This is a genomic window from archaeon (assembly GCA_016432545.1).
Classification (GTDB): Archaea; Thermoproteota; Nitrososphaeria; order Nitrososphaerales; family Gagatemarchaeaceae; genus UBA183.
On the sequence record CP066694.1, the window covers coordinates 1,008,222 to 1,022,382 of the forward strand.

At 53.5% G+C, this 14,161-nt stretch carries 6 protein-coding genes and 1 rRNA gene; 1 reads left to right on the plus strand and 6 read right to left on the minus strand.

Going from position 1 to position 14,161, the window contains the following annotated elements:
- Positions 1–359 precede the first annotated feature (359 nt).
- Positions 360–1,934 carry a hypothetical protein gene (locus HY247_05620; GenBank protein ID QQG48237.1) on the plus strand — a complete coding sequence of 525 codons (1,575 nt, stop codon included), beginning with the start codon at positions 360–362 and terminating at the stop codon, positions 1,932–1,934.
- 27 nt (positions 1,935–1,961) lie between these two features.
- On the opposite strand, the gene HY247_05625 is transcribed toward HY247_05620, so the two are convergent.
- The 6 genes from HY247_05625 to HY247_05650 all read right to left on the minus strand — a co-directional run bounded on the left by HY247_05625 (position 1,962) and on the right by HY247_05650 (position 14,087).
- A complete protein-coding gene (locus HY247_05625; GenBank protein ID QQG48238.1) occupies positions 1,962–3,998 on the minus strand; it encodes a pentapeptide repeat-containing protein in 2,037 nt (678 codons plus the stop codon).
- Positions 3,999–4,043: 45 nt separating this feature from the next.
- Positions 4,044–5,801 carry an SIR2 family protein gene (locus HY247_05630; GenBank protein QQG48239.1) on the minus strand — a complete coding sequence of 586 codons (1,758 nt, stop codon included), beginning with the start codon at positions 5,799–5,801 and terminating at the stop codon, positions 4,044–4,046.
- A gap of 25 nt (positions 5,802–5,826) precedes the next feature.
- Entirely contained in the window at positions 5,827–7,149 is a 1,323-nt protein-coding gene (locus HY247_05635) for an ATP-grasp domain-containing protein (GenBank protein ID QQG48240.1), read from the minus strand.
- Between the two features lie 32 nt (positions 7,150–7,181).
- The gene (locus tag HY247_05640; GenBank protein ID QQG48241.1) at positions 7,182–8,285 is read right to left on the minus strand and encodes a hypothetical protein; all 1,104 of its coding nucleotides are present in this window, start codon (positions 8,283–8,285) and stop codon (positions 7,182–7,184) included.
- Between the two features lie 37 nt (positions 8,286–8,322).
- The gene (locus tag HY247_05645) at positions 8,323–9,054 is read right to left on the minus strand and encodes a class I SAM-dependent methyltransferase (protein QQG48242.1); all 732 of its coding nucleotides are present in this window, start codon (positions 9,052–9,054) and stop codon (positions 8,323–8,325) included.
- A gap of 309 nt (positions 9,055–9,363) precedes the next feature.
- Positions 9,364–14,087, minus strand: a 23S ribosomal RNA gene (locus HY247_05650).
- Positions 14,088–14,161 lie beyond the last annotated feature (74 nt).

The following is a 14,161-nucleotide window of genomic DNA, read 5'->3' on the forward strand; positions in this document are numbered from 1 at the left end:
CCCGTTCCGCCCCTTGACATTTCCCCGCGCATAGGGTCACTACGCCTCCGCCGGGAGTGACTCCATCCCTGTGTTGAGCTATGACTAGCGGACGGGCTGAACTGGTCGCCCTTGCGGACTTCCAGCTATCATCTCGAATGAAAGACCTTCTGTGACGGTGCCGATTGTGACTCGCGCCTAACTCAAATAAGGTGCCGTCAAGAGTCGTGGCGACGTGGGAGCACGCCTGGACCCCCTCGAACGTCGGGAAAGCCAGTGTTGAGTGGTGCGGCCCGTCCGCATCGAAAGAATGCCCCATTCGAGGGTGAAGTGAATTAGTTCAGGAGGAAACTCACGACATCGGAGAGGTTGCAAGAGGAGTGTATGTCCTAACCGAGGGCTTTGAGCTTACGGACGGAACCGGCGAGATCCCCTTTGACAGGTTCCTCAATGGATTGAACGGAAAGAAGATGTCAGAGTCGTTCAAAGTCGGTGATAGGACTGTCACTCTCGAGGAAGTTGCCCCGGATTGGGCTAGACGCGTTTCAAGGCGCAGGTATGCAGGAGAAATTAGAGAATATGCAACTGGGAGTTCCATTGACGCGTCGGGCCATGACGAGCTATTGGCACGCATGTTCTTCAGGAAAACGACTCTTCTCACCACGAAGGGACGCAGGGGGCTAAGGACAATCAAGCTCAGAGAGATTCCTGACCTCGAAGTCTCCTTCTCCGAAGCGAATCCCGAGGCAAGAGACCAAGGTCGTCACTCACACAAGCAAATTGTGATGTCTGGTACCCAACCAAGTGATGTGTTGGAGGTAACCCCTACCACGAAAAAGACTGAATGGAGAGCGAAGGCACAGATCCTTCTCCAGGTTCAGACTGCTGAAACCGTCAAATCTGCCGAATTTCAAGAGTCAGAAGGTACCGATTCAGGATCTGAGCGCGAGACTCTCGCGAGGGCGGGAGCAATATCCCTGATTCTCGAGCCAAAGGAGGACAGAGGTGACCTCCTAGAATTCTTCAGCAACACTGACAGGTTACGCGTCGACCTAGGAGGTCTTCAAGGAACTCTCAACGGTCCTGCCCTTAGCGCTGTAATCAAGAACGGATGTCAGGAGTATTTGGAAGGGGAAAGCATTCTACTTGTGGACTTCTTGGCAGCGGTGGCTTGGGTCGAAGTTGTAAAACCTCTCAACTCGATGGTAAAGAGGAAGGGAGATGATTCGAAGGTAGAATCAACAGTACGAAGTTTTGTCAAAGGAATCCATGAATCTAGGAACGAGATATCATTCCATTACAAGGAAGTCGAGATGACGAAGCTTCCGAGCACCCTACAGTCCTCGCCTTCAAATCCATCATGGACAAGGTTTGTGACCAGACTTCTCGGATTCACCAGTGGGTTGGAGCAGGATCAGAATGCATTCGTTGAGAGGAACTTGATCCAGCTGACTCCTCACGCCCTGTTTGTCTTGAATAGAGGTCTCTATCTTTCAGATATCTCAGACCACCCCGAAGCCCTCACGGCCGCGGGGATTCTTGACTACTCAGAATGGGGGCACAAGTGGGGGGTGAGCTGGGCAATCTTGATGAGTGGAATGCTGTGCCTGCTAGCAGAGACTTTCATGATCTACAACAAAGAAATGGAAAAACACGTTAGCGAAAGGAAGAAGACCGCCGAGCTAAGAGACCTAACTCACAAGGCATTCGAGGACTTCGCGTGGTTCTATGACGTTGACTTAATTCAGGCCCACCTCTACAAAGAAGAATTCGAGACTGCCAAAAAGACGTTTGAGATAGGCGACTACTACGATATCTTGGTTAAGCGGCTCAACCTGTTCTCAAACTATGAAATTGCAGGCGAAGCGGCAAAACTCACCAGGATTTGGTTCAGGGTTTCAATTCTGATTGGCGTATCGGGCGTATTGATAGGGATCATCCTGAAGTTTGCCTAATGCGAAAGTGGGGCAAGAACTTGCCCTTTACCGTTCAGAGATGACGCCACAATTGGACGGTTCTGGGCTGTTCTTTATCTCAATCTTGGACTCTGTATGCTTATCCCATGAACAGAACTGAAGATTGCAGTTGTCGAAAGTAAGCTTGTGATTTCCCGACAGGTTATCGAACCGAGCTGACTCGACGCTCTCGCTCCTTCCTCCCCTGGCCCCGGCAAAGGACCACCCGCCAGTCATATGTATGTTGTAGAACCCGACTTGGACTAGCCGCGTCGAATTGAACTGCATTCGCCCCATAACGGCATCTCTGAACCACGTGCCGTCCGCGCCGCAGTCCTTGAATTCGACATCGTCCATTTCGCACCCCTTGAAAAGTGCTCCTGGGAGCTCGCAATCGATGAATGTGCAATGGCGAAATACGCACTTGAAGGAGAAGAGTACTCCTTTGAAACTGCATTTGACGAAACGTATGTTCTCGAGTATCGCCTTCGGCGATTTCCCAGAGCCTATCCAACAACCTGCCCAGTTTGCCCCACGAATCTCCTTGGGCAAGGAGCTCGCAGATTCGATGATTATGTCATCGCTTAGTTGGTTGAGCGAACCTAATGCGTCCTCAATAGTATGCTGTCGGGCCGCAGCCCAATCGATGAAGGGTTTGGCGAACCCGTCGTGAACCAGCTCCCAGACCTTGTCCTTCTTGTAGTCGACACTAGACCTGATGACATTCCCAGCTCCCAGCCGCTCCAGAGCTTCAAGGGCTACCTCCACTAATGTCCTGATTGATTTTGTGCGCGTCCACCCCTTGTCACTTGCCGGTCCTCCCGTAACCTCGTGAACCTCTGGGCCCGAATCTTCATTCTTAGTGAATCCAAAGGAGAACCCTTTGTCCCCAGCTTTGATTTGGGCAGCTAGCTCGTCAATAAGCTTGAATCTCTTGCTTTGGTTGAATCCTTGCGGGAAAAGCCTCCTAAGATCGTCCTCGAGACTTCGGTTGACGAGGTCGCTTTGAAGCACTAGGATTTTGAAGGAGCCTGAAGAGAAATGCGAGGCCATTCTAGTAATGCAGTGGGCCATGATCAGATCTCGGTCCTCCTTCGTGAGTTCCTTTGCTGTGATGAGGGTCTCCTTCAACCTTGTCTGTTCCAGCGAGGTCGTAATCCATCTCTGGAGAGACCCACCCACAAGCTTCTCAAGAGTGTCGGAACCCCGGTAGGATTCGAATGATGAATCGTCCAAATCAACTTCATGTTGCTTGCAGTAGGCATAGTATTCCAACAGGATTGCCTGGAGTGTTAAGAGGTCAGCATATTGCGAAGCGGAGGAGTAATTCCCCTGGGTTGAATCGGGCCGTTGATAATCTTCCAATAGTTTGAGTATCTTTCGGAGAGTGCCCAAGTCTATTCCCTTCTTCTTCTCGGCGCTCTTGATTATCGCCTCTTCGGCCCCTTTGACCGTTAGCGGCCGCAGCCAGAAAGTTCTCCCGTAGAGGCCACCAACGTGGCCCTCAAGGGACCTTAGGTCTTTGTGATACTCCTCTCGCAGCCCGACGAGAATCTTAACCCGGGGATCCCTCCTGTTCAATTGAGAAATTATCGATACAATCTCTTCCGCCGTCTTGTTTCTTAACCGTAGTAGTTCCTCGAACTGGTCGAAGATTATGACAACGCTGCCAAACGCGCTGCAAAGTTCGGAGATGTACTCGTATGGGCTACCAGTCGGCCTGACTGACCGGAATACTCTTCCGTCGGACTTGGACCTCGTTTCGAGTTCCTCCCCCGCGTTCCTGAGCATCGTTTTCAGCACTTCTTCAGGAGCTGCATTCTCGAGGGCGGGACCCCATTCGCGAAGCAATAGCACTGGCCCCACGTCGGGATTCCTGACTCCCTTCCCATGGCGAAGACTTTGTAGCGAGGACACAACTCCCGCTCCGAGCAACGAAGTCTTTCCTGCTCCGCTGGGACCCGTGACAACGACAAACCTCTCTCGCAAAATCCTTTGGACCAGTTCAACAATCTCTGACTCGCGGCCGTGAAATGAATCCCTGAATCTCCAATCGTAGGGCACAGGGCCTGGCCAAGGTGATCCTTCCGACGCCTGAGAGTAGTTCACTCAACCACCACTCAATAGCGAATGTTCAATCATCTTGCCGAGCTCTTCCAAATCGCCCAAATACACTCGTACTTGCAAGGTTCCAAGCAGCGCAGACTTGATGGCATCAATCTTACGGTTCATCGTGTTTCGGAACTCATTACTGGGTTTGTTGATGAAGTGTTCATGGGCCTGACGATAGAGACTAAGCCTTACGTTCCAGTCGCTCAGGGAATATCCAAGGAACCAAAGCTGACGGCGTGACTCTGACATCTCGGAATTCAAGAACTGCGGATAACCCTGTGGGCCCACCATTGATAGAAGATATGACGCCTCCGACAACACTAGGAAAGGTTCCTGCCTGGCGTTTTGGACTGGGTGGAGGGGCGAGCCGTGAAGTTTCACGATTATTGGCCCTTGGACGTCCACCTGCAAGGAGCCGGAGTCATCATCTCTCAGGATTCTGAACCCGCGCTCATCCTTGACCTCTGACAAGACTCCCTTCACCACTTCTCTGGGGCCATCTGAGCTTGGGATGCCTAGGCTTACGAGCCACTTCGTGTCAGGGAGTTGATCGGGCCGGTTCCTTTCAAGTACAGGATAGATTACATGATACTTTGATTGCTGATCGCTGAGGGCGATTTCCAAGCATCTATCGTAGTTTGTAGTGAACGCGATGGGGTAGAGGCCTCCTTCTTGTTTTCCTTCGACATTGTTCCATTCGTACGTCTTGAATTCCTGGACAAGCAGTTCTGCAATATCTCGATGGAAGTCGGTTGTCGATTGATGTTCGTCACCTTCGCAATACTTTAGCCAGTTCTTCAGATGCTCCACGAAGAGTGTTTCCTCTCCAAGTGCGTTCGCTCCCTCAGCCAAAGCTGCTCTTCTTGGGAGATCTTCGGTGTCCAATAGTAGGGATGCAAGGAAAGCGAGTTCGGAGGAAGATGGGTAGGCTGGAATGTCGAATCGCATGGTATACCACAGAAGGTCCCCAAGCCATTGGATTAGACTGAGTCTCATGTGCGGAACCTGGTTCTCCTTGAAGGGATTGCACTCTTCGTAAAGCGCGCTCAACATGGGAAGTTTGGCCTCATGCACCTGTTTCGATTGGTCGTTCTGAATCCACCTCACCTTTGACTTCCCCCAGACTTTACTACTTAGGAGCTTACAGGTGATTACGCCCATTCGTTTGTAGATTATTGAGGTCTCCAGTCTACGGGGCTTTCCCCCAGATCTTGTCTTATCGAGGACAAGGGCGAGCGACGCTTCGACCGCGTCGAAAAGGGGACCAACGATTCTTTCTTGTTCCCCCTCACTCATTTCGACTGAATAATCGTCAGAATCGATTCCGGGATTCTGTTCACGGGAAACGCCTGCTGCGAATGCCGCTATCAAGGCTGAAGCCAGCTTGGCAATCTTCAGCTGGAAGTTGACAATCGGGGTCTGCTTGGCCATCCTTGGCGAGACTCCTTGCGATTGACTTCGTATCCTGTAGTTCATCGCGAGCGATTGAATGTACTTTCTTGTAGTCTCGTTTCCCTTGCCCAGTGCGGATTCCAGAGTTTGGAATCTGCCTTGGACTGTTGCCCAGTAGGATCCTGGTTCGATTTCGAAGTACAAGCCCACAGAGCTTGGAGAGGACGCAGACACCCCTGCCCCTAGAAAGGGAGTGAAGGTGCCTTGCTTTATCGAAGTGGTTAGAAGGTGTTGGATGGCCTGCTTCTGCTCTGGTACGTTGATCTTTATTGGGACTACCCTCGGGCCCGAGCCATAGCTCATAGGCCGTGCCCTCCGTCAGCCTGTGTCACGAGCTAGCCTCAACTCGAGAAGAGGATTTGCTGAAGTGGCTTGCTGAAAAGCCTTCTGTCAGCTTCCTGTACTCTGGGGAAAGACTCAGCCCGTCTTGTGTCACTGATTCGTCGACGTATACCTTTGCCAATACTGCATTGGGTTTGATTCCGATTCCTTTCTGAGGCACTATGAGATACCGATTGGGCCCTTCCAAGGTCCCATTGTCTGTCCTCTCCAGAGTGGAGGGGGTGCAGTTATGGATGATTACTTGCGAAACCCTCCCTTGACTGGACGCCAAGTCCCTGAGATGGTCAATGGGTGGAGGTGTTAACCCTTGAAAGGAGGCTATGTGACAAAGAAAGACGTCTGGCCTATCGAGTTCGGCGTCCAAGCTTGCCGAGAGGGCCGAGGAACCCTGGAATCTGGGATTGACTTCCGCCAAGAGTACCTTCGCGTCGTGAACAATCGCGTCGACTCCGAATGCCCCTAGATAGCCCACCGATGCGAGCCATCTCCCGGTCTTCAGGACAATCTCTTCTAATGAATCTAGAATATTGGCTGGGAGCTCTCGAATTCTGGCGAAGTCGTTCCCGCAATAGCCGAAAGTTCTGCTTGTACATGACGGGACTCCAATTAGCTGTAGTGAGGGAGAATGGAGAGAGACAGTCCCGTCCTTGAACACGCATGCATTGACATTCAGCGGTATGTTGGGGTGGAGAAACGGGGCGACGGCGATGAACCCGTCTGCGTGATCCGGCAAGTGTTGAGATAGCCCCTTCTTGTCATGGATAAGCCCAACCCCCACTCCGCCGTCGGTCCTAGACGTCCTAACGACAACTGGTCCCAGCTCGAGGGCTTCGATGAGCCGGGTGCGATCCTCGTCTTTCACGTATCTCCACGGGACGGTAGGGACGCCAAGCTTCACTAACTCCGACTCCACCCATGGTTTGTACGTGAAAGCCTCCCTTCTTTCGTTGAACAGGCCCAGATATTCGGTCGTTTCCCATCGGGGGTAATAGGCGGCCGTGATGAAACCCCCCGTCGTGTAGGGAACCACAGCGCTGGGCTCGGAGAGGGCCTCGAACAATGCCCGCCGGAACTCGGACGCTTGTATGGTTGTGTCGTCGTCAACGCTGTATCGATCGAGGTCTGGCCGCTCCTTCTTCATGTTCTCCAAGCACGTTTCTCTCTCGACTGAAAGCGACTGGAGTGGCGCTATGATAGAGAAGACCTCCCTGAACTGCTGCAATTCCAACAAGGGAACGGCGTCTGCGCCTCGAATCCCAAACCAGATTAGCTTCCGCCTTCCCAGGCGCCCATCGATCTCTGAAATCATCCGGCGCCTGTTCGTAGACCCACCCCCACTAACTAGGAATAGAAGTAGTCCTTGCTGCCGTCAGGAAATGTAAGGGTGTTATTCTGGCATGGAATACACCGGGGCCCCAGCTTTACGCCATATCTCTCGGCGATCCTCTCCGCTTGAACATAGACGCGCTCTAGATATTCCATTGATGGTGCCTCCACAGCTTCCAGACCAGTTCCTGCGGTCGGCCTGAACGGACTTATGACCGGGTCACATCCAAGTTTGGCGAGAAACTCGATTCCCTCCAGAGTGGTATCAAGAGGCTCCAGCCCCACTACGATCAGGGACCTGACTCTGCCCGGGCCTCCCATGTGTTCGACAGCGAACTTCAGGTTCTCAGAGAGTACTGTCCTTCCCATGTAGCGGTTCTTCAATCGGGTGATTGACCTTGCCGCATCCTCGCCGAAGACTTCCATGTTGAACGAGAAACCATGGATTCCCCAATCAAGAAGTTGACCTGTGAATTGAGTTTCCCTGCGTGGAACCATCATTATGTCCACAGGTATTCCGGCCTGTTTGATCAACGTCTCGCAGGTCTCCGCGAAGTGCGCAAAGTCCCTTTGGGTTGGTGTTCCCCCACTCAACAATAGATGTCTGACACGTAGGGCTTTGTCCTGCTTGGCAATTTCAAGGGCTGCCAACAATTGTCTTGCTGATCTTGGTACGTACCTCAAACCCACGAGGCTGCAGAATTCACAGTCCATAGAACATCCGGATATCAAGGAGAGCCTTGCCCTGTCTGCATGAGTCATCACCACGTCGGTGGCGAGGTTTCCTTCAGAATCGCGGATGTCTAGGTATCCAGGCAGAGGTAGCACACGTGCAAGAAAGTCGGTACCTCTGAATCTTACGTAGTGACCTTGGGTGTCGGGGTTGTACTCCAGTGAGGCCTCTGGGTTCTTGCAGAGTGGTTCGTCGAAGGGCGCGTTGATGTATACCCCACCCTCCAGTTCCACAGTCACACCACCAGTCGTTGAGTATTCGTGCAGGGACAGTGGGACTTTCCCGTCCTGTGTCAAAGACTTCGAAGCGGACGGGCTTACTGCGATTCCTCTACTGAAGCAACTAATCTTGAGTTGTTGAATCGGGGAGAGATCCGTCTTTAGCATCGTTCTACTCCCAACATGCTGGATTGCTCAGCGACTTTCAGGTTTCTCCTACCACCAATGGGAACTCGTCGAAACCCTCATGAAGTTCGAACCCACGCCGGTCGAGGATTCTCGCTGATTTATAACCGCAATCCAACATCAGGTTTGCAAGAGCCTGAGGTCGGAGAAGTAGATACGACTTTACATACTGCGTAAACCACGGACGTCTTCCTAACCTAACGCACAGATAGTTGACCTTGACGCGTCCAAGGTCATATAGGCGGAAGTCCACCCGCATTTCGATACCTTCCCTGTTGACTCTGGTCCCTCGATATGACAATCGATGTTTCTTGAGACCTGGCCAGAGATAGTTGTGTAATCCTACCACACCGATGCCGTGGAGTCGTGTTACACTAGTCATGGCTCGAAGGGAGCGTCTTACCTCATCGAGATCAGCGACCAGAGGAATAGAGTTTCCACAGCAAATGACCGCGTCGAACGTAGAGCCTTTCCATGGTTCGAGGGTCCGGAAATCGGCAAGTGCGGTCGGAATCCTGAGTCTCTTGTCAGCTGCCTTCCTTCCCAGCTGTTTGAGCATCTTGTCTGATATGTCAGAGGCACTGACGTCGTATCCCCCTTCTGCTAGTCCTATAGCCTGAATCCCTGTGCCAGCGGCACAATCTAGTACGGACTTAACCCCGTAACGCTCGAACACTCGACTTAGAGAGTGCGATTCAAGCCGGGTCAATTCATCAGGATTCTGGAAGAGAAGGTCGAAATCGGACGCCATGTCATCGAAATCGGACTTCGGTTGACGGGTCATCGAGGTTAGCTGGAGATGCTCCAATTGTCGTTAGAACTCAACTTTGGCATAGCCGCTCCCCCCGCAGACGGGCCTGGGACGGTGTCGCGACTATCCATGTCTATTATCTCTTGACGCATACCGGCATCTGTGCCAACTGAAGCCAAGCCCTGAACTCATCATGACTTCCCTTGCTACTGACAGCGATAAGTGTTGGGGGGAGCCCTTGCGCCTCAAGAGGCAAAAGGGGCCTGTACACCGTGCATAGGGTTCATTGCGCCTCCGCCGGGAATACCTCATCCTGCGTTGGGCTATAATTAGCGGACGGGCTGAACTGGTCGCCCTTGCGGACTTCCAGCGTACACCCCCGCCATTTCAATGCCATCTTCTATGGCCGCCCTCCTCCATCCGCTCCTCCACCTTGCGGCAGAGGTTAGGACGGATTGATCACTCTTGTCGGGAGTGGCTTCCCGCTTAGATGCTTTCAGCGGTTATCCACAATTGCTTAGCTGCCCGGCGATGCCCTCTCGGACAACCGGTACGCCAGAGGCAACGCTCCGCTGTTCCTCTCGTACTGGGCAGAGCTTCCCCTCAGTGATCATCCCCTTCCATCAGGTAGAGGCCGACCTGTCTCACGACGGTCTAAACCCAGCTCACGTTCCCCTTTGATGGGCGAGCAGCCCCACCCTTGGCCCCTGCTGCAGGACCAGGATGGGAAGAGCCGACATCGCAACTTTACCCAGGCTTACGCCCGGAGTTAGACTATGTCTTCACCCTCCAGCACTTGGAGGGGTCGGCGTATGATGGCCGAAGTTTTGTATGGCGCACCCGAGCGAATGTCGCGACACGTCGGAACGTGACGCGTCCCTTGCGGGATTCTCGAGCTTGCCCTTCGGCATCTCATGACGCACTACTTCTGCGCGCTCAGTCGTTACGGGGTCACAACGGAAATGGTCGTACCTCGCTGATGATCAGAGGCATCCGGGATGTTGGCAACGCGCGACCGAGGGGAGATCAAAGGCCCCCACGGGGTCGTTTGCGCTGCCTCCGCCGTATGCCTGACTGAATCTTTCCTGTCAAAGGAAAAGAAAACCGGTGGACGCTTTCGCGTCTACTTTAGCCAGCTGACGACCTGGTCTCGCCCGAAGGCGACCAGGGTCTCCGACTTTCCGAGGTCTGTTGGAGTTCCCATGTTGAACTTCATCATCGTCTCGGCGTCGGGCGCTTCTGTGATGAACACGGCGTCATACCGGCCGAGCGTCCAGAAGGCGTGGTGCCGTTTGACACCCCACTTTTCTGCCTCGCTCCAGTATGAGTTCATCTTCTCTGTGTCTTCTTTGGTCGGCTTTCGCCTGAACTTGACCAGGACGACGAACCACATGAGCGGTGCGTAGCCCCAGTATGATATAAGAGTCAGGGGACGTCTGCCGTGCCGATGCAACGGCTGATCATCACCTGCGCTGATTGTGGGTGTGCGCCGAGCGAATGCAAGGCGAGCAGCTCCCCGAGGGAGTGCCCGAACTGCAAGCTCGACGAATGTTGCTGCTGGTCTTCGGTTAATCCTTCCATCTGACCGGGTGCTGAAATCCCGTTGGACTTCCCTCGGCGTTGCCCTCTCCCGCTCTTCCCAAAGATCCGATTGCTCGGACTCCTGGATAAAGGAGGTCGGGTTTCGCCGATATAAGCCGATACTCGTTTTTTCTTTCGGAAAACTTCAATCGCGTTACCACGATCTTGCCCCAAGGCCCACTAATGGGCCGAGGTACCAAACCGCGGGGTCGATTGGAGCTCTCGCCCGCGACGAGCCTGTTACCCCTGGGGTAACTTTTCTGTCACATCCAGCCCCCAACAGTGAGGACTTGAATGATCGCTAGGCCAAACTTTCGTTGCAGAAAGCTCTGCGTTTAAGCTTCCTGTCAGGCTGGCTTTTCGCCTTGCCGTCAACTCTGGAGTTCTGACCCAGATGAGCCAACCTTAGGGCCCCCTCGATATCTTTTCAAGGGGGTGCCGCCCCAGCCGAACTGCCCACCTGCCGTTGTCCTCCCTTAGGAGTTAGCGACGCAGTCCTGAAAGACTGGTGTTACATTGTTGCCTCCACGCCACCCGAAGGCAGCGCTTCGAAGGCTCCCAGTTACACTCTGCAACCAAAACCGCATCGCAGCAACAAGCTGCAGTAAAGCTCCACAGGGACTTCTCTCCCCGATGGAAGTTGATGGACTGTTCGTCCACCTTACGTAGGTTCGCCGGGTCGTAGATAGGGACAGCGGGGCCCTCGTTGGTCCATTCATGCACGTCGGAACTTACCCGACAAGGCATTTGGCTACCTTAAGAGAGTCAGAGTTACTCCCGGCGTTTACAGGCCCTTAGCTCGGTTGAACCCAAGTTTTAGGTACCTGCACTGGCCAGGATTCATAAGCCGTACTCATCCTTTCGGACTTGCGGCTTACTGTGTTTTTAGTAAACAGTCGAGACCCCCTTGTTATTGCAACCTGCGAACGCAATTTCACATTACGAACGCAGGCACCACTTCTAGCTAACGTACGTGGCTAATTTGCCGAGTTCCCTTACCTACAGTTCCCCGACACGCCTTAGGCTACTTACCTAGGGGCACCGGTGTCGGATCTGGGTACGATCTTCGACGAACCTTTCCAGCTCCGTTTTCACGGTCTCCGAGAGTCTGGTGAACCACCCCAACGGGCGGCCATTCTCCACTCATCATGGTTCTCGTCATTACGACACTCCCCACGACTAGTTAGATTAGACAGAGCGATAAACTCTGCACACCGTATCTCAAAGCACCGGAGCTGATGTCGAGCCTTGCGGCTCATCGGTCCGTCAAAGGCACTGGAATTTTGACCAGTTTCCCTGGTTCGTGTCTCCCTGTTGAGGATACACTTAGGATCGGCTAACCCCTGGCTGACGACGCATTGCCAGGGAACCCGTGCCCTTGCGGCGGTCAGGACTTGAGAATGTATCGCGACGCGTAAGCTGGTCAGTCCAGAACGTGAATAGCTTTCCGACTATTCCGGAGTTGATCCGGATCGAAATTGTACCATAATTGCTCCGCCCGGCCCCCTTCTTGAGGCGGACGGACGGCTTTCTGAACTTGGCCAGGGGTATGCCCATGCTCTTGGACCAGAATTCCATCAGAGGCTGGACCCTGCCGGTCGAATCCCCGAGGGGGATTCGTATCTGCAATCTTGGAGATATTGTCGATTTGTCAATTCCCAATCGGTCGAGCAGTCTCAGCATGACCGCTACGATCTTGGGGTTGCTGTTTGCGAACTCGAATGGGGTCCCTTTCCCTCCCTTGGTTCCCTCTCCTCCGAAGAGACCGCATCCGAAATTGAAGAGTTGTGTATTGATGAATCTGTTCAGGACGATACAGAACCTTCTGCCGTTGCTGTACCGTCCTGTGAGTTGAATCTGTTTGGTTGAAACTTCCTTTGTGATTCGAGTCCCTGTGATTTCCGCAGGTATCAAACCACTCAGGTCCAGCACAGAATTGGTGCCTCACACGTTGAGGCCCATACCCTATTTACGCGCCGATGCATCATTCTCACCCGACTTAGCTGCTACTACTACCAGGATCTGCACTAGAAATCGGTCCACCGGACCTCACGGCCCGGCTTCCGCCCAATCTCTACGCCCACCTACCACAAACTACTCTCAGAGTAGTTGTCCGGAGTATCGGTATCAGGCTTTAGTCCCGTCCATTTTCGGGGCCCACAAGCTCGGCAGGTGAGCTGTTACGCTATCTTTGAAGGATGGCTGCTTCTAAGCCTACCTCCCTGCTGTCTGAGCTCATAGACGCCCTTTGGCTTGACACTTAGCCTGAATTTGGGGACCTTAACTCCAGTCTGGGTTAATCCCCTCTCGGTTATGAGGCTTACCCCACATAAACCCGCTTCCCCGTTTCTCTTGCGCCGACACATTCGGAGTTTGAAAAAGAAGTGGATCCTTTCGAATCCTTGTTTCTTCATCAGTGCTCTACAGCGTCGGCTACATCCACGGAGACAGGACTGGGATCCGCTTCGGTGGGAACTAGCAATCACCGAGTTAGATAGGCTTTTGGCCCCTTGCCCCCGATCAGGGGACTAAGTTGCACGTTAAGACCCTTGTAGTCTTCCAGCAGGCTTTCGCCCGCCTTCAACTTGTCGAGGGCACGATCACTCGGTTTCTAGTCTAAACCGCCATGACTGTAAGGCACTTTCACACCTCCTCCCTGGGGCCTTGCGGCCTTGCGGAGTATCGCTTTCGCTTCGCCTCCGGGCTTTGAACCCTTAGGCTCGCCATGACAGTTAACTCCCTGGCCCGTGTTTCTAGTCAGCGGAGCTTACGCTCCGCCAATTTCTAGACGGAATGCGCGACCCTGCAGCACTTACCCCCAGATGAGCTCCATTGCTGGAACTCGACCAGGGATCGTGCTCCTTTCGGGCCGCGCACGTCTGTAACCGTATGGTTTCAGGCTCTTTTCACACCCCTTTCGGGGCTCTTTGCAACTTTCCCTCGCGGTACTAGTTTTCTATCGGTCTTGGGTAGTGTTTAGCCTTGGAGGCTGCTTTCCCCCAATCTTCCCTAGCCACTGTCAAGGCCAGGTACTCTGCCTTCAACACGACCTCGTCCCCGCACAGCCTACGTGAGTATCACACTCTTTTCTCTGCCTTTCCAGGCAAGTTCGGCCAGACGGGTCCAGGGTCGCAATCGCTGAAGGCTAACCCCACATCTCCCTCACCTTTCGATAAGGGATTCGGTTTGGGCTCTCCCGGTTTCGCTCGCCGCTAATAGCGGGATCTCAATTGATTTCTCTTCCTGCTGGTACTCAGATGTTTCCTTCCCCAGCGTTCGCGATCCTTGCGGATCACCGGGACGCCTTGCGGCAATCCCGGCAGGTTCTAACCCATTCGGAAATCCCAGGATCAATGGCTGCATGCTCCTCCCCTGGGCTTATCGCAGCTTGCCACGTCCTTCATAGCCACCCAAGCCAAGTCATCCACCATACGGCGTCGGTGCGTACGGATGAGTATAACATCCCGGCGGATGCTTGCGCGAACCCTATGCACGGCTTAATCGCGGGAGCACCGTGCGGGCGCTC

Bases quoted from the DNA above. Each gene is read 5' to 3' on its own strand.
- HY247_05645 (QQG48242.1), bottom strand. From the start codon at position 9,054: ATGGCGTCCGATTTCGACCTTCTCTTCCAGAATCCTGATGAATTGACC.
- HY247_05640 (QQG48241.1), bottom strand. From the start codon at position 8,285: ATGCTAAAGACGGATCTCTCCCCGATTCAACAACTCAAGATTAGTTGC.
- HY247_05635 (QQG48240.1), bottom strand. From the start codon at position 7,149: ATGATTTCAGAGATCGATGGGCGCCTGGGAAGGCGGAAGCTAATCTGG.
- HY247_05630 (QQG48239.1), bottom strand. From the start codon at position 5,801: ATGAGCTATGGCTCGGGCCCGAGGGTAGTCCCAATAAAGATCAACGTA.